This is a genomic window from Pseudonocardia aurantiaca (genome assembly GCF_039526725.1).
Classification (GTDB): domain Bacteria; phylum Actinomycetota; class Actinomycetes; order Mycobacteriales; family Pseudonocardiaceae; genus Pseudonocardia; species Pseudonocardia aurantiaca.
Window position 1 is genome coordinate 334,343 of the sequence record NZ_BAAAJG010000029.1, and the last position, 21,265, is coordinate 355,607.

17 protein-coding genes and 1 pseudogene are annotated in these 21,265 nt (G+C 70.2%); 11 read left to right on the forward strand and 7 right to left on the reverse strand.

Going from position 1 to position 21,265, the window contains the following annotated elements; genetic code table 11:
- Nucleotides 1–7 precede the first annotated feature (7 nt).
- Nucleotides 8–1,516: a complex I subunit 4 family protein gene (locus ABD143_RS37435; protein WP_343988350.1), complete on the forward strand. Its 1,509-nt coding sequence runs from the start codon at nucleotides 8–10 to the stop codon at nucleotides 1,514–1,516.
- Complete coding sequence (locus ABD143_RS37440; protein WP_343988353.1) at nucleotides 1,513–2,943, forward strand: NADH-quinone oxidoreductase subunit N; 1,431 nt, start codon at nucleotides 1,513–1,515, stop codon at nucleotides 2,941–2,943. The genes ABD143_RS37435 and ABD143_RS37440 overlap by 4 nt, the downstream gene beginning before the upstream one ends.
- 28 nt (nucleotides 2,944–2,971) lie before the next feature.
- Here the strand turns inward: ABD143_RS37440 and ABD143_RS37445 are convergent, their stop codons facing one another.
- Both ABD143_RS37445 and ABD143_RS37450 read right to left on the reverse strand, forming a co-directional pair.
- Nucleotides 2,972–3,115 carry a hypothetical protein gene (locus ABD143_RS37445; protein WP_343988356.1) on the reverse strand — a complete coding sequence of 48 codons (144 nt, stop codon included), beginning with the start codon at nucleotides 3,113–3,115 and terminating at the stop codon, nucleotides 2,972–2,974.
- A gap of 59 nt (nucleotides 3,116–3,174) precedes the next feature.
- Complete coding sequence (locus tag ABD143_RS37450) at nucleotides 3,175–3,381, reverse strand: hypothetical protein (protein WP_343988359.1); 207 nt, start codon at nucleotides 3,379–3,381, stop codon at nucleotides 3,175–3,177.
- Here ABD143_RS37450 and ABD143_RS37455 point away from each other — a divergent pair, their 5' ends adjacent.
- The gene (locus ABD143_RS37455) at nucleotides 3,382–3,714 is read left to right on the forward strand and encodes a hypothetical protein (RefSeq protein WP_343988362.1); all 333 of its coding nucleotides are present in this window, start codon (nucleotides 3,382–3,384) and stop codon (nucleotides 3,712–3,714) included. It abuts the gene before it with no gap.
- An 841-nt stretch (nucleotides 3,715–4,555) separates the two neighbouring features.
- A complete protein-coding gene (locus ABD143_RS37460) occupies nucleotides 4,556–5,908 on the forward strand; it encodes an NAD(P)/FAD-dependent oxidoreductase (protein WP_343988365.1) in 1,353 nt (450 codons plus the stop codon).
- Here ABD143_RS37460 and ABD143_RS37465 read toward each other — a convergent pair.
- Both ABD143_RS37465 and ABD143_RS37470 read right to left on the reverse strand, forming a co-directional pair.
- Nucleotides 5,891–8,668 (reverse strand): helix-turn-helix transcriptional regulator, encoded by a 2,778-nt coding sequence (locus ABD143_RS37465; protein WP_343988368.1) that lies wholly within the window; start codon nucleotides 8,666–8,668, stop codon nucleotides 5,891–5,893. The two genes, ABD143_RS37460 and ABD143_RS37465, sit on opposite strands and share 18 nt — an antisense overlap.
- A 124-nt stretch (nucleotides 8,669–8,792) precedes the next feature.
- Entirely contained in the window at nucleotides 8,793–10,523 is a 1,731-nt protein-coding gene (locus tag ABD143_RS37470; RefSeq protein WP_343988371.1) for an L-aspartate oxidase, read from the reverse strand.
- A gap of 357 nt (nucleotides 10,524–10,880) precedes the next feature.
- Between ABD143_RS37470 and ABD143_RS37475 the strand changes: the two genes are divergently transcribed.
- The 4 genes and pseudogenes from ABD143_RS37475 to ABD143_RS37490 all read left to right on the forward strand — a co-directional run bounded on the left by ABD143_RS37475 (nucleotide 10,881) and on the right by ABD143_RS37490 (nucleotide 14,587).
- A complete protein-coding gene (locus ABD143_RS37475; protein WP_343988374.1) occupies nucleotides 10,881–12,626 on the forward strand; it encodes a ferritin-like domain-containing protein in 1,746 nt (581 codons plus the stop codon).
- Nucleotides 12,627–12,848: 222 nt separating this feature from the next.
- Nucleotides 12,849–13,421 (forward strand): annotated as a pseudogene (locus ABD143_RS37480) (sodium:solute symporter family transporter); the annotation flags it as partial.
- Nucleotides 13,422–13,445: 24 nt separating this feature from the next.
- Nucleotides 13,446–13,730, forward strand: coding sequence for a hypothetical protein (locus tag ABD143_RS37485; RefSeq protein ID WP_379659625.1), 285 nt, complete (start codon nucleotides 13,446–13,448; stop codon nucleotides 13,728–13,730).
- A 125-nt stretch (nucleotides 13,731–13,855) separates the two neighbouring features.
- Nucleotides 13,856–14,587 carry an SDR family oxidoreductase gene (locus ABD143_RS37490; RefSeq protein ID WP_343988379.1) on the forward strand — a complete coding sequence of 244 codons (732 nt, stop codon included), beginning with the start codon at nucleotides 13,856–13,858 and terminating at the stop codon, nucleotides 14,585–14,587.
- 130 nt (nucleotides 14,588–14,717) lie between these two features.
- Here ABD143_RS37490 and ABD143_RS37495 read toward each other — a convergent pair whose 3' ends face one another.
- From ABD143_RS37495 to ABD143_RS37505, 3 genes are all read right to left on the reverse strand, one after another.
- Complete coding sequence (locus ABD143_RS37495; protein ID WP_343988382.1) at nucleotides 14,718–17,588, reverse strand: helix-turn-helix transcriptional regulator; 2,871 nt, start codon at nucleotides 17,586–17,588, stop codon at nucleotides 14,718–14,720.
- Between the two features lie 100 nt (nucleotides 17,589–17,688).
- A complete protein-coding gene (locus ABD143_RS37500) occupies nucleotides 17,689–18,882 on the reverse strand; it encodes a low temperature requirement protein A (RefSeq protein ID WP_343988384.1) in 1,194 nt (397 codons plus the stop codon).
- Nucleotides 18,883–18,947: 65 nt separating this feature from the next.
- Nucleotides 18,948–19,367 carry a cupin domain-containing protein gene (locus tag ABD143_RS37505; protein ID WP_343988386.1) on the reverse strand — a complete coding sequence of 140 codons (420 nt, stop codon included), beginning with the start codon at nucleotides 19,365–19,367 and terminating at the stop codon, nucleotides 18,948–18,950.
- Between the two features lie 24 nt (nucleotides 19,368–19,391).
- Here ABD143_RS37505 and ABD143_RS37510 point away from each other — a divergent pair, with 24 nt between their 5' ends.
- The 3 genes from ABD143_RS37510 to ABD143_RS37520 all read left to right on the forward strand — a co-directional run bounded on the left by ABD143_RS37510 (nucleotide 19,392) and on the right by ABD143_RS37520 (nucleotide 21,116).
- Nucleotides 19,392–19,547, forward strand: coding sequence for a hypothetical protein (locus ABD143_RS37510; protein WP_343988388.1), 156 nt, complete (start codon nucleotides 19,392–19,394; stop codon nucleotides 19,545–19,547).
- A gap of 12 nt (nucleotides 19,548–19,559) precedes the next feature.
- A complete protein-coding gene (locus ABD143_RS37515) occupies nucleotides 19,560–20,303 on the forward strand; it encodes an SDR family oxidoreductase (RefSeq protein ID WP_343988390.1) in 744 nt (247 codons plus the stop codon).
- Nucleotides 20,304–20,681: 378 nt separating this feature from the next.
- A complete protein-coding gene (locus ABD143_RS37520; protein ID WP_343988393.1) occupies nucleotides 20,682–21,116 on the forward strand; it encodes a cupin domain-containing protein in 435 nt (144 codons plus the stop codon).
- The last annotated feature ends 149 nt before the right edge of the window (nucleotides 21,117–21,265 follow it).

The window sequence follows — 21,265 nt, forward strand, 5'->3', positions numbered from 1 at the left end:
AGCTCGCGTGTTGTCGCTGATCGTGTTCCTGCCCGCTGCGGCGGCTGCGGTCCTGCTGCTGGTCTCCGGTACGGCGCCACGCAGGGTGTTCATCGGCGCCTGGATCGCGGTCAGTGCCATCGACCTCGCCCTCGTCGTGGCCGTGTGGCTGCGGCTCGTGCCCGGCGGTGGCTTCCAGTTCGAGCAGCGAGCCGACTGGATGCCCACCGTGGGGATCTCCTACCACGTCGGGGTGGACGGCCTGTCGCTTCCGCTGGTCGCACTGACCGCGGTGCTGTTCGGCGCCTGCGCGGTGTTCGCGCTGCGGGAGACCCGCCGGGTCAAGCCCTACGTGACGTTGTTCCTCGGACTCCAGACGGTGTCCCTCGGGCTGTTCGTCGCGCTGGACCTGATCCTGTTCTTCCTGTTCTTCGACCTGTCCATTGTGTTCATGTACTTCCTCATCGCCGGATGGGGGCACGGCGAGAGAGCACGCGCAGCCGCACTGAAGTTCTTCCTCTACACGTTCCTGGGCTCGCTGGCGCTGCTGCTCGGATTCATCCTGCTCTACCTCGCGGCGCGGCCGCACACGTTCGACATCGTCGACCTCATCGCCGCCGACCCGCTGGCCGGCGGCGGTGTCTACGCCGCGCTGACGCTGTTCGCGGTCGGTGTCGGCCTTGCGGTGAAGACGCCGACGGTGCCGTTCCACACCTGGCTGCCCCCGGCGCACACGGAGGCGCCGGCCACGGGCTCGGCGATCCTGGCCGGGGTGCTGCTGAAGATGGGCACCTACGGGTTCGTCCGGATCGCGATGCCGATCCTGCCCGACACCTGGCGGCAGTTCGCCCTGGTCGCGGTGGTGGTCGGCGTCGTGTCGGTGCTCTACGGGGCGCTGGTGGCGCTCGCGCAGACCAACCTCAAGCGGATGATCGCCTACACGTCGGTCAACCACATGGGCTACGTGATACTCGGGGTCGGCGCCGCAGGGATCCTCGCGGGTACGGACGAGCAGGCCCGGCAGCTGGCCACCACCGGGGCGGTGACCCAGATGGTCGCCCATGGGCTGATCACCGGTGCGTTGTTCCTGCTCACCGGGGTGCTCTACGACCGTGGCCACACCTACGACATGGCCGCCTACTCCGGTCTCGCGGCCCGGACACCCGTGTTCGCGGCGGTGTTCGCCGTCGCCGCGTTCGCCTCGCTGGGCTTGCCGGGGTTCGCCGGGTTCATCGCCGAGTTCCAGATCTTCACCGGGTCCCTGTCCGCTGCGCCGGTGGCCACCGCGCTCGCGGTGACCGGCATCCTGATCACGGCCGGGCTGTTCCTGCTGGCCGTGCAGCGGCTGTTCCTCGGCCCGCTGCGCATCCCGGACGCCCCCGGTAGCCCGCGGCCCTTCGCGGACCTGCACCGCAGCGAGATCGCCGCGATCGTCCCGCTGCTGGCGGTGGCCACCGTGATCGGCGTGCTACCCCGGTTCCTGCTCGACGTCATCGAGCCGGCCTCTCGCGCGCTGGTGGAGCTCGTCGCACGATGACCGGCGCGTCGATGATGAACGAGAATCCGGGGGCGCTGATCCCGGAGTTGCTCCTGCTCGGCGGTGCCGTCGTCGGGCTGCTGCTCGGGGCGTGGCTGCCGCGGTGCCGGCAGTGGCTCGTGCGGCTGCTCGCCGCCGCGGCCGCGCTCGCCGGGCTGGCCGCCACCGCAGCCGCGGCGACGCGGCCCGGCGAGGTCGCCTTCGGCACCAGCTACGCCATCGACACACTCACCCACGCCACCCGGGCCATCGTGCTCGTCGCGGTCCTGGTGGCGCTCGCCCTGTCCGTCGACGCCACCGCCGGGCACCGCCGGGAGACCGAGTTCGTGGTGCTGCTGCAGCTCGGGGCGCTGGGCACGATCCTGCTCGGGGGCGCGAACGACCTGCTCCTGCTGTTCGCCGCGTTCCTGCTGGCCAGCGTTCCGTTCTACGCGCTCGCCGGCTGGGACAAGAGCACGCTCGGCACGGAAGCGGCGATGAAGTACTACCTGTCCGGGGCGTTCCTCGGCGTCGCGATGCTCACCGGCACCGCGGTCCTCTACGGCGTCGGCCGCTCCACCGCCTACGGCCCGCTGCGTGAGGGCCTCACTGTTGCCCCCGTCGCCGCGGCCGCCGTCGGACTGGTCGCCGTGCTCGCCGGGCTGCTGTTCAAGGTCGGCGGCGTGCCCGGGCACTTCTGGGTGCCTGACGTCACCGACGGCACCCCGGCGCCGGTGGCGGCGATCGTCACCACGATCCCCAAGATCGGCGGCCTGGGCGCGATGTACCGGCTGCTGCTCGTGGCGATCCCCGCCGACACGATCGACTGGCCCCTGCTCGTCGCCGGCCTGGCCGCGGTCTCGATGACTTTGGGCAACCTCGCCGCGTTCTTCCAGACCTCGGTGCAGCGGCTGCTCGCCTACTCGACCATCAGTCAGGTCGGTTACCTGCTGATCGCCGTTGCCGTGGCCGGCCGGGCGGGGCTGGCACAACCCGCCCTGCTCTTCTACCTCGCCGGCTACGCGATCACGAACCTCGGCGCGTTCGCCGTGGTCGCAGCGCTGCCCAGCGCCCGCACACTCGAGGACTACCGCGGCATGGCCCGCCATCGCCCGGCGCTCGCCACCGCGCTTGTCGTGTGCCTCCTCGGCCTCATCGGCACACCCCCGACCGCGGTGTTCGTCGGCAAGCTCACGGTGTTCACCGCCGCGGTCGAGGGTGGCTTCGCCTGGCTCGCGGTCGTCGCCGTCGTCAACACCGTGGCCAGCGTCTTCTACTACCTGCGCTGGATCGCGCCCGCCTTCCGCAGCGCCGCCGAGCAGGCGCCGCCCGCAGTCCTGGAGTCGGGGGGAGCAGCGGCCGCCGTGAGCGCCTACGCCTGCGCGGCAGCTGCGGTGCTTCTCGGCGTCGGCGCGGGCGCCGTCCTTCCGCTTCTCTCACCCGCCTGATGGGATCGCCGCCCGGCCGGGCGCGGCCTTACCCCGGGAGCCAGCGCTCGGACAGCACACCCACGGCGATCCCGACGACGACCGCGACCAGGACCCAGCTGAAGCCGACCTGTGCTGCCAGCGCGCCGAACAGCACCCCGAACGGAAGAGCACCGAGGACGATCGGCGCCACGTCCCTGGTCCCTTTCCCGAACTCGGCCATCCGGGGCCGTCGACGGGAGGCGTGCTCACTCATGCGGCGAACGCCCAGTGCGCCACCGCGAACGCCAGCACACTCACGCCGAACACGAGGAAGAAGTTGTCCTTCTCGAACGCGCCGACCACGAACCCCGCGACGACACCAACCAGGTAAGGACCGTAGACCGGCGCCCGCACGGCGCCGTCGTCGGCGAGCAGTGCTCCGGGTAGCAGCAACGCGGCCAGCACCGCGGGAAACACGTGGCCGATGGTGCGGAGCGCCAGCTCGCCCCGGACCCGAAGTCGGCCGAGGGCCGCCGGGCCCGCCTCGAGCGCGACCACCCGTCGGTGAGCCGACTGATCGGCTTCGTCTCGGTGGTGATGGTCATCGTCGGCGTGGGTCTCAACGTCCTGCAGCTCATCGATCCGATCTCCCGGATACCCCCCATCGCCGAGAACTTCGGGGTGTTCGAGTCGCCGATCTACCTGCCGCTCTGGCTCAACATCACGCTCGGTCTCGGGGCCGGGCTGGCCAGTACGGAACGGGCCCTGCGGCTGCGTTACCACTGGCTGCTCGACGCGGGCGGGAACTGACCCGCGACCCCGACCCGACCACACCATCGAGACGCGGGGGAGCCGCCATGGCCGACCGCACCCACCACGCCAGAGCCGGACATCACTACCACCGCGGGAACCCGCGGGCTGACGAAGCGCGGCGCCGGCGGCCGTCCTCTCCCCGAGGGCACGATCGACATCGTCGAGGTAGCGCGACACGACACGGCAGCGATCGTCGTCCCGCGCCACCGGGCGGCGACCTGGCGCACTCGACTCCTCTGTCGGAGCGCTCTCTCGCGCCCGACCTGGCGCGGGGCAATGATGCTGCTGCTTATCGCGCTGGCGCACGTTCCCTACTTCCTCCACACCGCCCGCACGGGCGCGATCGGGCTTCATCCCGTCGTGGGAAACGTGGCCGACCGTGGCCACCGCGGCTCGCATCGATGCTCGTGGGTTGTGCTGTCCGCAGCCATTCATCTCGACGCCGTGTCACAGACCGATGTGCTGCCCGGTCCTTGCTGGTGTTGACGTCCGGCCCGGTGTGCCCCTCGCGAGCCGTCCTCGCTCGGCGAACGAGCTGTCCCGCGCGAACTGTCAGTTGCTTGACGTACATCTGCGAACAACGAGGTGGATCACCCATGTTTTCACTCAGTAGGCGCGTCCGCGTCATCGACAGACAGGCCGCCGAGCGCCTGCGAGAACCTGACGGTTACGCGCGTGCGACATCGTTGAAGACTCGACGCCGCCGGAGCCGGGCCGTGCCGTCCGTCGGGATGCTCGCCTTCGTGTTCCTGAGTCCGGGGCTGGTGCTGGTGAACGGGTTCGACCTGGGACGCCTGGTGCACGCATCCAGTCGCGACCTGCGTGACAGGCACCGGCGATGAGAACTGCCGGTGAGCGGCCGGTCCGACCGCGGATCGTGGTCGTCGGCGCCGGGTTCGCCGGGCACCAGGCGGCGAGAACATTGTTGCGCCGTCTCGGGGACGATGCGGACGTCGTGGTCGTGAATCCGACCGATCACTTCTTGTACCTTCCGCTACTGCCCGAGGTCGCCGCGGGAACCCTTGAACCACGCCGGATCGCGGTTTCGCTGGCGGCGACGTTGCCAGGAGCGCAGTTGGTCCTGGGCAAGGTCGACGCAGTCGACGTGCGCGAGAAGCGGGTCGGCTGGGTCGACCCGGAGGGCCGTCGGGGTGAGACGGGATACGACTGGCTCGTGCTTGCGGCCGGGAGTGTGACCAGGCTGCTGCCGGTCCCGGGGATCGCCGAGTACGCGCACGGCTTCCGTGGCATTGCCGAGGCGCTGTACGTGCGTGACCACGTCACCAGGCAGATCGAGCTGGCTGCGGTGACCGATGACGCTGCGGAGCGGGCGGCGCGCTGCACCTTCGTCGTGGTCGGCGCGGGCTACACCGGAACCGAGGTGGCCGCACAGGGCGCGTTGCTCACCGCCGCGCTCGTGCGCCAGCACCGGTCGCTTCACGGACAACCGATCCGCTGGATTCTGCTCGACCGGGCACCGCGCGTTCTGCCCGGACTGGATGAGCGGCTCTCCCGAACCGCGCATCGGGTGCTGGTCGAGCGGGGTGTCGAGGTGCGCGTCGGGGAGTCCGTTGAGGCGAGCGAGGTCGACGCGGTGCGGTTGACCACCGGCGAGCGAGTTGACACACGCACCCTCGTGTGGTGCGTCGGCGTGCGACCCGATCCGTTGGTCGCCGGCCTCGGCCTGCCGACCGATCACGGTCGACTCGTGGTCGATCCGTACCTTGCTGTCCCGGACTGTCCGGACGTCGTTGCGTGCGGCGACGCCGCCGCTGTGCCCGACCTGACGCGACCGGGACACATCGCCGCCATGACGGCCCAGCACGCGGTCCGTCAGGGTCGTCTTGCGGGGCACAATGTCGCGGCGTCGCTGGGGCATGGTCGGCGGCGCCGCTACCGCCACCACGACCTGGGATTCCTGGTAGAGCTCGGGGGGCGTAAGGCCGCGGCGAACCCGCTCGGTGTGCCGCTGTCCGGGATCGCGGCGGCGGCGGTAACACGGAGCTATCACCTGTTGTCCCTGCCTGGCAATCGCCTGCGGATCGCGGCGGACTGGATGCTCAACGCGGTGTTGCGACAGCAAACGGTGCAGCTCGGGCTCGTACGTGGCGCCGCCGTGCCACTGGAGTCGGCGCGCCGCAGCAGCCGTCTGGTCGCAGCCAACAACGCCAGATCAGCCACAGGCACGTGAATGGCTACCGTCGGTCAGCGTGGCGCGGATCTGTCTGCGGGATGTGATGCCGAGCTTGGAGAACACCTTGCGTAGGTGCCACTCGACGGTGCGTGGGCTGACGAACAACTGCGCACCGATCTCAGGGTTGGTCAGCCCGTCGCCGGCGAGACGTGCGATCTGTGCTTCCTGAGGGGTGAGCGTTGCGCGCATCTGGACGGTCCGTTTGCGAACGGTCGCTCCGGTCGCCTCGAGTTCACGGCGCGCGCGTTCCGCGAACGCCTCGGCCCCGATCTCGCTCAGCATCTTGTGGGCGAGGCCTAATTGTTTCCGTGCGTCGACGCGGCGGTTCTCGCGACGGAGCCACTCGCCGTAGAGTAGCCGGACTCGGGCGGTCTCGATCCGCACGCCGGTGCGCTCGAGCCGATCGATCGCCTCTCGGTACAGAGCGTCGGCAGCTTGCCCGTCGCTCAATTGGGCAGACACGCCCGCCGCAGTGCCCAATGCCCAGTCGGTACCGCTCGCCTGCGCCAGGTGGCTGATTCTCTGCACGGCCTCGGCTGCGTCTTCCGGCTTGCCGAGCCGCACTGCGGCCTCGACGAGTTCGACCATCGACGAGGTGGACAGCCCCAGTTCCTGCGGGTACTCCGAACCGCGCTTGGCGGCAACGTACGCCTCCTCGTACCGACCCAGACCGTTGTAAAGCACCGCGGCCGCCCATCCGGTCGCGGTCAGAACCTTTCCCTCCCCGCGCAGGAGCATGTCGTGGGTGATGACGTCGATCACCTCAAGTGTTTCGGCCTCCCGGCCTCGCCACGCCTCAAGCACCAAAGCTCCATAGTGCGCGAAGAAACTGCTGCCCGTGGCCTCACCGATCGTCGCGGCTTCGGCCACAAGCGAGGCCGCCTCGGCGAGGTCCCCGGCGTTCACCCGATTCGACAGCCGCAGCAGGAGCGCCGACGGCAGAATGGACAAGGCCCCGGTTCCGCGGGCCAGGTCGACCAGCCTGGCCGAGAGAACGGACCAGCTGTCGAATTCCCATGCGTTATGAGCCATGCGGCACGCGAGCGGGAGCCAGCCGAGGCCCTCGTCCTTGGAGAGTTCTTCGGCATGGAAACCGGTCAGCGCCTTCTGCAAGAGCGGCACACCGGCCGGGTACCCCTCGGTGGTCACTCGTGCCAGGCCCTCGAGGAGCAGGTCGGCTCGCGTCGCGTCCGGTGTGGGGGCCATGGTGAGCGCCGCCCTGGCGACCTCCACGACTCCGTCGTCGCCCGGCAGCCGGCCCGCGGTGAGCGCCGCGTAGATCGCGTCGCGGTAGGTCTCGCGAGCTAGCCCAGCGTCAAGCGGCTCGAGTCGCTTGGCAGCTTTGAGCAAGATCGGTAGGCCGGCGCTGGCACTGCGGGAGGCGAACATGATCTGTCCGCGCAGCAGGGTCGACTGCGCACGTCCGAGCTCGTCGAGCGGGTTGAGTTCGGCCGCGCCCAGCAACTCGAGTGCGTCGCCGAAAGCGCCGGCCTGATGCTTGGCCCGCGCTGCTGCCAACAATCTGGCTCCGCGGCGTGCGGGGTCAGCGGTGAGCTGTCCGGCTCGGTCCAGGAAGGCTGCTGCGGCTGCGAAACCGCCGCGCGCCTGCGCTCGGTCTGCCGACTGCTCCAATCCTGCGGCCACGGACTCGTCGGGTCCCGCGGTGGCACGAGCCAGGTGCCAGGCCCGACGATCTGGATCGGACTGAGCATCGGTCGCCTCTGACAGGGCCCGGTGCACTTCCTGACGGTCGCTCGTGGGCGCTGCGCGGTAGGCCGCGGAACGAACCAGCGGGTGCCGGAACCGCACCCACGTGCCGAGTGTGATCAACCCCGCCGCTTCGGCCGGGGCCACCGCTGTGTCCACTGCGATTCCCAGCCGTTCAGCGGCACGCCGCAACAACGTCACGTCGCCGATCGGCTCGGCAGCAGCGATGAGAAGCAGGCGTTGTGTTTCAGGTGGTAGCGATTGGACGCGTCGAAGAAAGCCCTGTTCTATCTTACTGGAGAGGGGGCGCGCGTCGGGACGCCCGAACCCTGCGGCCATCTCCGCTGCGGTCAGGCCCCGAGGCAGTTCGAGCAGGGCGAGGGGGTTGCCGCGCGTCTCGGCCAAGATCCGACCTCGGATCCGTATGTCGAGCGGTCCGGGAGCCGTTGAGTCCAGCAGGGCACCGGCGTCATTGTGGTTCAGACCCACCACCTTGAGCTGCGGCAGTCCCTTCAGTGCGTGTTCGGCGGTCGTGTCGCGCATTGCGAACAAGAGCGCCACTTGCTCTGCGAGGAGGCGTCGCGCAACGAAGGCGAGGGTCTGTGCCGAGACTTGGTCCAGCCATTGGGCGTCATCGACGAGGCAGACGAGCGGTCGTTCTTCGGCTACGTCGGCGAGCAGGCTGAGAACCGCTAGTCCGACCAGAAAGCGATCTGGCGGCGTTCCTGCGTTCAGGCCGAATGCTGTCCCAAGGGCGTCACGTTGGGGGCCGGGTAGACGGTCGACGTGATCCAGAAACGGGGCACACAACTGGTGCAGCCCACCGAAGGCCAGCTCCATCTCGGACTCGACGCCGGCCGCTCTTGCGATCCGGCAACCGGACGCGCTCCGCAGCGCGTACTCCAGCAGCGCCGTCTTACCGATGCCAGCCTCACCGTGCACCACGATTGCCGCGCTTCGACCGCTCCGGACGCCGGCCAAGAGGTCGTCGAGGGCTTCGCACTCGTTTCGCCGTCCGAGGAGGCGCCCGGGCGACCGTCTGCTGCTCATCATGTCTCCTGAGGAGACTACTCACGCCCGCGCCGCGCAGCCCGAGCCAGACCGCCGCGGAGCGCTCACGACCCTTGTTGCCGGCCAGGCGGGGTGAGCAGCTTGTTGACCTGCACTTCAGGGGTTACTCCACGAGCTTGCCGGCGGTCGAGACTTCCCGGACGAGCGCCGCGATCTCCACCGGCGTCTCCGCCACCGGCTCCCGGACGACCTGCCCCGGCCCGGACCAGACCATGTTGACCCGCAGCGACTCGTCCAGGTCCGGGAAGTCGGAGCGGTTGTGGCAGCCGCGGGTCTCGCGGCGCTCGATCGCGGCTTCCACCGTCGCGCGGGCGGCGACGAGCGACGATCGCAGGTCGAACGCGTGGGCCAGGTCCTGGAAGCCGGCCAGGTCGGGATGCACGCCGACTTTCTTCTCGGCGGTCTCGATGTCGTCGAGTCGCGCGAGGCCCGCCCGCAGGCCGTGCTCGTCGCGCACCACGCCGGCGTGCTCGGTCATGGTGTCGCGGACTGCCCGCTGCAGGGACCGCACGTTCTCCGGCCCGTCCGCGGCGAGTACCTGGTCCACCTCGTCGCGCGCATCGGCGACCGCGGCGGCGCTGCGCGGTTGCGCGTCGAGGTCGGCCGAGTAGTCCGCGGCCGCGTCGCCGACGATCCGGCCGTACACAAGGAGTTCGATCAGGGAGTTGCCGCCGAGCCGGTTGGCGCCGTGCAGCCCGCTGGCGGCCTCGCCGATGGCGTACAGGCCTGCGATCTCTGTGCCGTGGTCCTCCGGGCGTACCCAGACCCCGCCCATCGAGTAGTGGGCGGTCGGTGCGATCTCGATCGGCGTCGTGGTGATGTCGAGCATCTGCAGCTCGATCAGCGTCTGGTAGACGCGGGGGAGCCGCTGCATGATCGTTTCTCGCGGCAGGTGGGAGACGTCGAGCCACACGCCGCCGTCCGGGGTGCCGCGGCCCTCCTTGATCTCGGTGTAGGCGGCGAGGGCGACCCGGTCCCGGGTGGAGAGCTCCATCCGGGCGGGGTCGTAGCGTTGCATGAACCGCTCGCCGAGCCGGTCGCGGAGAACGCCGCCTTCGCCGCGAGCGGCCTCCGACACCAGCGTGCCGGCCGCGTCCTCGGGTTCGAGCAGGCCCGAGGGGTGGAACTGCACGAGCTCGGGATCGCGGATGCGCGCTCCCGCGGTGAGAGCGAGCCGGAACGCGTCGCCGGTGTTCTCGTCGCGTCGCGAGGAGGTCCGTCGCCAGATCCGGGTATGACCACCTGCGGCCAGGATCACGGCGTCGGCGTGGACCACGTAGCGGGTGCCGTCGCCGGTGTCGAATCCGTAGGCGCCGAACACCACGTCGTCCCGGGTCAGGATCCGGGTGACGTAGATCGTGTCGATGATCGGCACGTCGAGCTGGCGGGCCCGGTTCACGAGGGTGCGCTGGATCTCCAGGCCGGTGTAGTCGCCGGCGAAGGCGGTCCGTCGGAAGGTGTGCGCGCCGAAGTACCGCTGCGAGATACGGCCGTCCGCTTCGCGGGCGAAGGGCATGCCCCAGCGTTCCAGGTCGGCGATGCCGCGGGCCGCCCCCTCGGCCACGATCCGGACGGTGTTCGGGTCCGCGAGGAAGTAGCTCTCCTTGAGCGTGTCCGCGGCGTGCTGCTGCCACGAGTCCTCGGGGTCCATGGTGCCGAGGGCGGCGTTGATGCCGCCCGCGGCGAGGGTGGTGTGGGCGTCGGCGGCGGGCCGCTTGCCCACCACGAGGACGTCGGTACCGCGCTCGGCCAACTGGATGGCGGCACGCAGGCCGGAGCCGCCGCTGCCGATCACCAGGACGGAGGTCGCGAGCCGCCGCTCGGCCGAGCTCATCGGCCCCGCCGGCGCGTGGCGGCAGGGCGTGTGGGCGTCGGCGTGATCGGGTGCCGGCGGACGACCTGTTCGTCCAGGCTCGTCATCGTGGGTTCTCCTTAGTTGGACTGTTGGTGTCCGGCGGCGGGTGGGACCAGCCACGCTCTGCTTGACGCAGACTCCGAGGAGCCGTCTGAAACCCGGTGCTCCCGCTCTTACCTCGCGACTCGGCCGGACACACTTCACCAACCAGGACAGGGGAGCGCCTCGGAATGTGACGTCACGGTGCCCGGCGCGCCTCGTGTCACAGATTCGGGCCCCGTCCTGTCCTCCGGACGGCGGGTGCGCACACCCGCGAACTCCCGAGGAAGGACCACCGTGACGCTCTCCACCTCCCGCATCGCCACGCTCGAGGATCTGCGTACGCATTTACAGTGGGCGATCGAGTTGGAGCACTCCACCCTGCCGCCGTACCTCTGCGCGCTGTACTCCCTCGATCCCGTGCGGAACGCCGCGGCGGCGCACGTCGTGGGCAGCGTGTTCGCCGAGGAGATGCTGCATCTGCTGTTGGCGGCGAACCTGCTCAACGCCGTAGGCGGCGATCCGGTGCTCGACGCGCCACACCTGCTGCCGTCCTACCCTCACCCGCTGCCGCATGGCGACGGGTCGGTGCGGGTGGGGCTCGCTCCGTTCGGCCCGGAGGCGCTGGAACTGTTCCTGCACATCGAGCAGCCGGCCCGGGCGGACGCCCCGGCACAGGACGACGGCTACGCCACGATCGGCCAGTTCTATGCCGCGATCGAGGACGGCCTTCGCGATATGTGCGCCGCGCTGGGGGAGGAGGCCGTGTTCAGTGGGGATCCCGCGCGTCAGGTCCGTGACGTCCACCTGAGCCGGGGCGGTGGGCAGGTGATCGCCGTACAGGACCTCACGTCGGCGCTCGAGGCGCTTCACGAAATCGTCGAGCAGGGCGAGGGCGCGGCCCGCACGGAGGTCTGGGACGGCGACCGGGACGTGTTCCACCCGGAGCGCGAGGAGGTCGCCCACTACTACCGGTTCATGGAGCTGAGGGAGGGCAGGCGGTTCCAGGCGGGGGACACCCCACAGTCCGGTCCCACGGGGGAGGCACTGACCGTGGATCTCAGCGGTGTGCTGCCGATGCGGCCGAACCCGCGCACAGCAGACCACGCGCCGGGCAGTCCCGTCCGGCTGGCGCAGGAGGAGTTCAACCACACCTACTGCGTCCTGTTGCACCTGCTGGAGGAGGCGTTCACCGGTAGCCCGTCGCTGTTCGGGGTCGCAGTCGGGATGATGTACGCGGTGCGAGAGCAGGCGCGGGCGCTGATGCGAATGCCCAGCGGCGACGGCCGGACGACGGCAGGCCCCACCTTTGAGTACGTACCTGAGGAGCGGCGCCGCCACCGCACCGGGGACGCTCGGCGGATCGCGGTCCTGGAGAACGGGCCGTACGTCGTGTACGGGCAGATCCCGTTGCGTCGCAAGCGCAAGATCGTCTCCAGTCCGGAGAAGCAGTCCCTGACCTGGGAGACCGGGCCGGACCTCGCCACCGAGGAGACGTACGCCCTGTGCCGGTGCGGCAGGTCGTCGTCCAAGCCGTTCTGCGACGGCAGCCACGCGATGGCCGGGCCGGACCACGAATCGTTTGACGGGACCGAGACGGCCGACCCGCGCCCGTACGCCGAGCTGGCGCACATCCACGACGGTGAGGGCATCTCCGCGCACCGAGTGGGGGAGCTGTGCGTGCACGCCGCGTTCTGCATCGGCCGCACTCACCCCATCGCGAAGATGCTCGACGACTCCGGTGATCCGGACGTGCGGTCGCACATCATGGGGTTGATCGACCACTGCCCGTCGGGCTCGTACGCCTACAGTCTCGAGCGCACCTCGGAGCTGATCGAGCCCGACTTGCCGCAGGCGATCTCGGTCCTCGAGGAGGAGGACGGGATCGCCAGCTCCCTGTGGGTGACGGGGCGGGTCCCGGTGGAGCGGGCCGACGGAGTGCCGCTGGAAACGCGCAACCGCATGACGCTGTGCCGGTGCGGGCACTCCGCGAACAAGCCGCTGTGCGACGGATCCCACCGGGCCGTGGGCTTCCGCGAGTAGCCGGTCCGGCCCCCTGGGCGCGGGGCCCGATGTCCGATCAAAGGGGCAGGCCTGGCCGCGAAATCGCCATGACCTCGGAACGCTTCGACGTCGTTCGCTTGGCAATCTGTCCAGCGGACAGGCCGAACCGGCGAGCTGCGCGAATTCCGGGACCCGCGCTCGGCAGCGCGAGCGGGCTCCCGCCGGGGCCGGAGCAGCTCTCGTCGTGGCCCGGCACCGCTCAACACCGTGTTCACCTACGACCTGTGGCAGGACTGGATCCGCCCCGGCCGCTCCGACGGGTACTACCTGCGCGTCGGGCGGGCCGTCACGGTCGTGGGCTGCCTGCTGGCCATCGGCACCGCGTTCATCGCGGGCAGCTACCAGAACCTCATGGACTACATCCAGGCACTGTTCAGCTTCTTCAACGCGCCGCTGTTCGCGATCTTCATCCTCGGCCTGTTCTGGAAGCGGATGAGCGGCCCGGCCGGCTGGACCGGGCTCATTGCGGGCACGGTCGCCGCGGTCGCCGTGGACGCGCTGGTGCGGGCCGGCGTCATCGCTGTGTCGTCGCAGGCGGGCTCGTTCATCGGGGCGAGCGCGGCGTTCGTCTTCGGGATCGCGGTCAGCGTGGTAGTCACGATCGCCACCGCGCCGAAGCCGGAGTCCGAGCTCGTCGGGCTGACCTGGGCGATGACACCGCGAGACCGCATGAACGTGCGCGAGGACGGCGAGAGCGCGTGGTGGCAGTCGCCGGTGGTGCTGGGCGTGATCGTCCTGGTGCTGACCCTCGCCCTCTACCTGATCTTCATCTGACCCGAGACGCGAGAGGAATCGACCGTGACCGAACCCGAGGAGACGACCGCCGACGACGGCGGCCCCCGCGAGGCGCCGAGCGCGGCGTCGCAGCTGTTCGACCTGCGCACGATCATCGCCGTGCTGCTCGGCGGCTACGGCATCGTACTGACGATCATGGGCGCGTTCTTCGTGGACGAGGCCCAGTTGGCCAAGGCCGCCGGCATCGACATCAACCTGTGGACGGGCATCGTGATGCTGGTGGTCGCCGCCCTCTTCGTGCTGTGGGCACGACTCCGGACGCTGGTGCCGCCCGGGCCACCGCACTAGGTCTCGCGATGACGTTGTCACAGATCGTCGGGCTGTCCTGTCCTAGTTGTGTCGCGGCCGCCGCGGGTACAGCGGCTCCGACGCGAATGTGGACAACAGATCATCAGGGAAGGGCAGGACGTGCCATGAAGTTCGCAGTAATCGGCGGAACCGGGCTGATCGGGTCACAGGTCGTACAGATCCTGAACGCGGCCGGGCACGAGGCGGTGCCGCACTCGCTGTCCACCGGCGTCGATGTCCTCACGGGTCAGGGCGTGGACGCGGCGCTGGCCGGCGCCGACGTGGTCGTCAACCTGACCAACTCCCCGACCTTCGACGACGCCTCGCCCGCGTTCTTCCAGACTTCGATGGACAACCTCCTGGCCGCGGCCCAGCGGGCAGGCGCCGGGCACTTCGTCATCCTGTCCATCGTCGGCGTCGACCAGGTTCCCGAGCTCGACTACTACCGCGCGAAGGTCCTCCAGGAAGACATCCTCAAGGCCGGCCCCGTCCCGTACTCCATCGTCCGCGCCACCCAGTTCATGGAGTTCATGGACGCCGCCCTGTCCTGGACTGCGGACGACGACACCGTCCGTCTGCCCCGTACCCCCGTCCAGCCGGTCGCCGCGGCGGACGTCGCTGCCACCGTCGCGGAGGTCGCGGCCGGATCACCGCTGAATGGCGTCCTCGATCTGGCCGGGCCGGATGTGTACCCGCTGGACGAGCTGGGCCGGATCACCCTCGCCTCAAAAGGCGACGAGCGCTCGGTGACTGTCGACGACACCGCCGGCATGTTCGCCGCCGTCCACGGCGACGTCCTCACTGCCAAGAACGGCGCCCGCATCGCCTCCACCCACTACACCGACTGGCTGAAGTAGACCGGCCCGCTGATCCACCACAGCGACAAGGGCGCTCAGTACTGCGGACCTCTACCGAGACACCCCGGCCTGTGGAACCGGCGCCCACCCTGAGGATCTCGGGCACGCAGTCGTACCCACCGGGGGAGAATCAGCACGCCAAGACCGGCCCGGGACTGCCCTCGATCACCCCGGGATTAAGCGGGTGAATTGCCTGAACGGCGTCGGGCAGCGCAGCCGACAGCTCCCTGCGGGAGCTGATGCCGAGTTTGGTGAACACCTTCCGCAGGTGCCACTCGACGGTGCGGGGGCTGATGAACAGCTGGGCGCCGATCTCCGAGTTCGTGCGCCCGAGGGCCGCGAGTCGGGCGATCTGCGCTTCCTGGGCCGTGAGTTGGTCGCGGGTCTCGGCGGTGCGCTTGCGCGCCGTCTCTCCCGTGGCCAGTAGTTCGCGGCGGGCCCGTTCGCCGAAAGCCTCGGCGCCCATGGCGGTGAACACGTCGTGGGCGGCCCGCAACTGCTCGCGGGCGTCGAGGCGGCGGCCCTCGCGGCGCAACCATTCTCCGTAGAGCAGGCGGGCCCGGGCGAGCTCCGCCCGGACCCGCGTGCGGCCCAGCCGCTCGATCGCCTCCCGATAGAGCGGCTCCGCGGCACCGCCCTCGGTCAGCAGCGCGCGCGAGCGCGACTCGACGCCGAGTGCCCAGTCGGTGCCGCAGGCCTGCGTCATCTCGGAGAGTCGCTTGAGCGCATCGGCCGCGAGGTCGGTGGCGCCGCTGCGGGCGGCCGCCTCGATCAGTTCGGTCAAACCCCAGTTCGCTGCGGCCAGTTCCTGTGGGAACTCTCCGGCCGCTCGAGCCGGGACCAGTGCGTCCTCGTACCGGCCCAGGCCATTGAAGAGCAGCGCGTTCGCCCATTGTGCGACGGCCGCCCCGATACCCTCGCCACGGGCCACGACCTCGCTCATGCTGGCCTCGATCAGCGGAAAAGCGTGTTCTTCGCGGCCCTGCCACGCGGCGAACACCATTACTTCGTAGAGGGGACGTTCGCTTCCGATCGCCTCTCTCACCGCTCTCGCCTCATCCACGGTGGATGCCGCCGCTTCCTGTTCGCCGGCGAACAGGAGCATGAGGATGCGTGAGTTGAGCGCGAGGAGAAGTTCGCTGAGGGCGCCGGCATCGCGAGCGATCTTCACGAAGCGCGCGGACAGGATGTGGAAGCTCTCGTCGTCCCACACATCCGCCGCGACGACCCCCGCGAGCCAGAGGGACCGCAGGCCTTCCGCAACCGAGATCTCCTCGGTGCGGTACGCCTGCAACGCTCGCCGTACGATCGGCAGCGCAGCCGAGTACCCATCCCTGACCAGGTAAGCCAGGCCCTCCAGGAGGATGTCGCGCTTGCGGGTGTGGTCCGTCGTCGCCCGCGGTACGGCCGCCGCCACCTCCGCCAGGTCGGCGGCGCGGGCGAAGCGGCCGGCGTACATCGCAGCAGAGAAGGCGTTCAGATAGGTCTCACGGGCGAGCTCGATGTCGAGCGGCTCGAGTCGCATGGCGGCGGCGAGCAGCAGCCGGGGAGCCTCGTTGCTGCGGCTCGAGGCGTACGCGATCTGGGCACGCAGCAGATCGATCCGCGCCCGCCCAAGATCATTGAGGGGTCCCGCCGCGGCCGCCGCCAGCAGGTCCAGGGCCGGATCGAACTCACCGGCCTGGAACTTGGCCTGCGCTGCAGCCAGGACGCGGGCCGCCCGGTGCACCGGATCGGGGGTCAGCTCCGCGGCCCGCTCGAGGAAGGCCGCGGCCGCGGCGAACCCACCGCGCGCCTGGGCACGGTCGGCCGAGTGTTCGAGCTCGGTGGCGACCACCTCGTCCGGTCGCGAGCTGGCCTGTGCGTGGTGCCATGCCCTGCGGTCGGGATCGAGTCTGGTCGCCTCGGCCAGCGCGCCGTGCACCGCCCTCAGGTCGTGCACGTCGGCCGACCGCCATGCGGCCGAGCGCACCAGCGGATGGCGGAACCGCACCCGCGCACCGAACTTGACCAGGCCCGCCTCCACGGCCGGGGCCGCCGCGTCCGGCGTGATACCGAGAAGCTCGGCCGCGTGCCGCAGCACCGTCACGTCGCCGACCGGCTCGACCGCAGCCGCGAGAAGCAGCCGTCTGGTCTCGACGGGAAGCGGTTGAAGCCGTCGAAGGAACCCTTGTTCCATGCGGCTGGCCAGGGGCATCGTGTTCGGCAGCCCGGGCCCGAACGCCAGCTGCGCGGGCGTGCGCCCCCGGGGTAGCTCCAGCAACGCCAAGGGGTTGCCGCGCGCCTCGGCGACGATCCCGTCGAACACGGCCGCATCGAGTGGGCCGCGAACCGCCGCCCGGAGCAACACCCGGGAATCCGCGTCTCCCAGTTCACGGACGCGCATCTCCGGCAGCCGCCCGAACGCCTGGTCATCAGCGGTCGTTCGGGTCGCGAAGACCAGTGCGACCGACTCCGCGAACAGACGGCGGGCGACGAATGCGAGCGTGTGCGCCGAGGCCTGGTCGAGCCACTGAGCGTCGTCGACGAGGCAGACCAGAGGTCGATCCTCGGCGACGTCGGACAGCAGGCTCAGCACCGCCAGGCCGATCAGGAAGCGGTCGGGTGCGTTCCCGTCCCGCAGGCCGAACGCCGTTCCCAACGCGTTCCGTTGGGGGGCGGGAAGCCGATCGAGCCGGTCCAGGAACGGTGCGCACAGCTGGTGGAGCCCGGCGAACGCGAGCTCCATCTCGGATTCCACGCCGGTGGCGCGGGCGATGCGGCACTCGGATGCGCGGCCGGCGATGTACTCCAACAGGGCGGTCTTGCCTATCCCGGCGTCGCCGCGCAGGACGAGTACTCGACTCTGCCCTGTACGGACGCTCGTCACGAGCTGTTCGAGTGACTCGCACTCGCTGCGGCGGCCCCGCAGACCGAGCACGCGATCACTCTTCGACATGGCCACCGCTGCCGCTAGACACAGCCGCCAATCTAGGCCGTCGCCGACGACCCAGATGTCCATCGAGTCAGCATCACATCACGCTCTTGGAGGGTCGGGCTTCGGCGCACCGCATGGGACTCCGCGAGTAGCCGTCCGAACCATTGAGCCGCCCCATCCGGGCTCACCGTGGGGCGGCTCGTGCGGCCTGACTCCCCGTGTGGCTGTGCACGACCGTCATGGCGACCGCTGCGGCGGTGATCAGCGCGACGAGGGCGATGATCACCGCCACGCCCGCTCGGGCGGCCGCCACTGGAGCCAGCAGCACGAGGGTGGCGGCGCCGAGGAGGATGGATGGCCGGACTCGCGACCGCGGCAGGATCGGAGCGTGGCTCACCCACAGCAGCGCCAGGAACACCGCGGTCGGGCCGGCGACCGCGTAGCCCGTTCCGAGCGGGCCGATCGCGTCGTGCACATCGTGGGCCCCGGCCTGCCGGGCGGCGACTTCGAGGCCCGCGCCGAGTGCGGCGAGTGCCGCGAAGATCCCGTAGTGGCCGTAGCCCCACAGGAACGAGCGCCCCCGCCGGGTGGTTAGCCCGTCGGCGCTGGGCTCGAGGTCGTAAAGCCACCAGAGCGCGAACAGCAGCACCAGCCCGGAGCCCGCGACGACCACGAGCGACCCGTCGAGGCCGGATCCGAGGACGTCGGCGATCCCGGTCGAGACCGCGAGGACGCTCTCGCCGAGCAGGATGATGGTGAACAGTGCGTATCGCTCGGCGATGTGGTGGGGATGCCAGCTCATGCTTCGGCTGTGCTCGGCCCAGACGGGCACGGCGAGCTCGGCCACGGCCAGAGCCAGGAACACCACGACCGGCGCCGGGCCGGTGAGAGCACCGACCTCATCAAGCAGCAGGCGGAGGAGCCAGAGGATCTCGACGGCGGTGATGCCTCCGGCGTATCGGAGGGCGGTGCCGCGGCTTTCCGGGTCCTCCCGCGCCGCGCGCAGCCACTGTGCGACCAGGCCCACCCGCATCACCAGGTAGCCGATGGTGACCGCGCGGTAGTCCCCGGTGTCGAACGCGGACGGCACTCCGGCGGCCAGGACGAGCACCCCGCTCATTTGCAGCAGGGTGAGTAGCCGGTACGGCACGTCGTCGGTGTCGTAGGACGAGGCGAACCAGGTGAAGTTCATCCAGGCCCACCAGATGGCGAAGAACACCTGCAGGAACGGCCCGATGACCTCCGTCGCGTGCCCCTCGGCCACCCCGTGGCCGAGCTGCGCCACGCAACCGGCGACGGCCACCACGAACGTCAGGTCGAACAGCAGTTCGAGCTGCGTCGACACCCGGTGCGGCTCATCGACGGCGCGGGCTGTCATCCGGATCCGCAGCGAGATCCGAGCGCGTGCTGGACCGGGTTCCGGCTCGATCCGCGGCTGCATGCCTATTCCCAGTCCTCCTGCCAGGAGTAGACCGAGTCGGCACTGGTCGCAGTGGCGACGGGGTCGGGCGCTCCGAGCACGAGCGACACGGTGAGCAGGAGTGCGGAGTCCTCGACCGCGGAGAGTGTGTGGGCCGTGGCGGGCACGGTGAGGAGGTCGCCCGTGACGGCGTCCAGCGTCTGCCTGCCGGAGGTCAGTCGCACGCGGCCCGCGAGTACCTGCAGCGTCCCGTCCCTGGAGCTGTGGTGCTCGCGCAATGTCGTGCCGGCTCGCAGGGCGATGACGGTCTGGCGGAGTGCGCGGCCGTGGCCCCCGTGCACCGTGTGCGCGCTACGGCCGTGAACCGCCGCCCGCGCACGTTCCAGATGGGCCCGCGCCGCGTCCGCCAGCGACGTCGTGTCCGCCGCCGACGTCGTTTCCATGTGTCCTCCTCGCGAGGTGCCGGTGTGTCGAAAGGGGGACAGGACGAGGACCCGATCCGTGACATGACCGTCATCACAGCCCTCTTCGCGGATCCGCGTCACAGATCCGTGGGCCGCCCTGTCCTCGCTTTCGACGCCGCACTGCTCGACAGCGGGCGGCGGGACGTGTTCGTCGTGTGAAAGGGGTATGTCGTGAAGGTTGTTGTGATCGGTGGGACGGGGCTCATCGGGTCGAAGCTGGTGGGCAAGCTGGGCGAGCACGGTCATGAGGCGGTTGCCGCTGCCCCGAACACCGGGGTGAACACGCTGACCGGGGAGGGGCTCGCGGAGGCGCTCGAGGGTGCGGCGGTCGTGGTGGACGTGTCGAACTCGCCGTCGTTCGCCGACGACGCGGTGATGGAGTTCTTCCGGACCTCCACCAGCAACCTGCTGGAGCACTCGGCGAAGGCGGGGGTCGGGCACTACGTGGCGCTGTCGGTGGTCGGCACGGACCGGTTGGCGGAGTCGGGCTACTTCCGGGCGAAGATCGCGCAGGAGAAGCTGATCCGCGAGTCGGGGCGGGCGTACTCGATCGTGCACGCCACCCAGTTCTTCGAGTTCGTCAAGGGCATCGCTGACTCCGGCACGGTGGGGAACGAGGTCCACCTCGCGCCGGTCCTGATCCAGCCGATGGCGTCCGACGACGTCGCGGCCGGGGTCGGCCGGGTTGCGGTGGGGGAGCCGCTGAACGGGATCCGCGAGATCGGCGGCCCGGAGCAGTTCCGGCTCGACGAGTTGGTGCGCAAGGGCCTCGCGGCGAAGGGCGATCGGCGGGTGGTCGTCGCCGATGAGCAGGCCCGCTACTTCGGGGCGCTGCTCGGTGAGCGGACGCTGCTCCCTGGGCCGGACGCCCGGCTCGGGGAGATCACCTTCGACAACTGGCGCGCGCAGCAGTAGGCGCGAGCCCGCAGACGCCGGTTGGCCGTCGGCGTGCAGCGGTCGCCCGGCACCAGCCCGCCGCCGGTGGCGACCCCCCGGCTGTCGGCGGCGGGCGCCCGTAATCGATCGAGGTGACGGCATGGACTGCGGTCGGCGGCGAAGCCGCGGCGCGTGACGCCCGCGCCCGGCCGCCGTGGACCGGCCGCCGTGGACCGACCGCCCCTCATGGCTCGATGCCGTGGCGGGCCCTTTGTCGTTCCCTGACCGGTCGCGTTCGAAGCACGCCACCCGCCATCCCGACCGGACCCGCCTGCCGCTGTCACAGAAGCTGGAGCCGTCCTGTCCTACCTGGTGGCCGGTGACGCCGGCGCACCGCACGAGCAGCTGGGAGAAATCATGACTACCGACCACCACTCGCATCACATCGAGGACCCGAACGCGACGACACCCCCGCCGCAGATCGAGGTCGTCGGATCGGTGCCGACTCCGCCGGTGCCCGACCCGTCCGAGGCCATGACCCTCCTCGTCACCCTGCCCCCGGGCAGTGCCGGCAGCCCGCCGCACCGGCACACTGGTCCGGCCTTCGGCTACGTGATCGAGGGCCAAATGATCTTCGAACTGGAGGGTGAGCCCGAGCGCGTCGTGGGCCCAGGCGAGACCTTCTGGGAGCCGGGCGGCGACGTGATCCACTACCAAGACGGCAACAACCTCGCTGACGCCGAGACCCGGTTCGTGGTCACCATGTTCGGCGTTCCAGGCCAGCCGATGCTGATCCCGGTGAGCGCCGAGGAGCTCGAGGAACGTCGGTCCCGCCGCGCCCCTCGTCCGTGATCCCGCCCGCCCGGGCGAAGCGCCCCGGAGAAGTGTCCAGGGAAGCGCCCAGGGGAAGCGAGGCCGCACCGGCACCCGGCGACGGCTGATATGGGATCTTCAAGGCATGCGCACGACCGGCCGGGGCGTCAATCGCTGTCGCGTAGGCG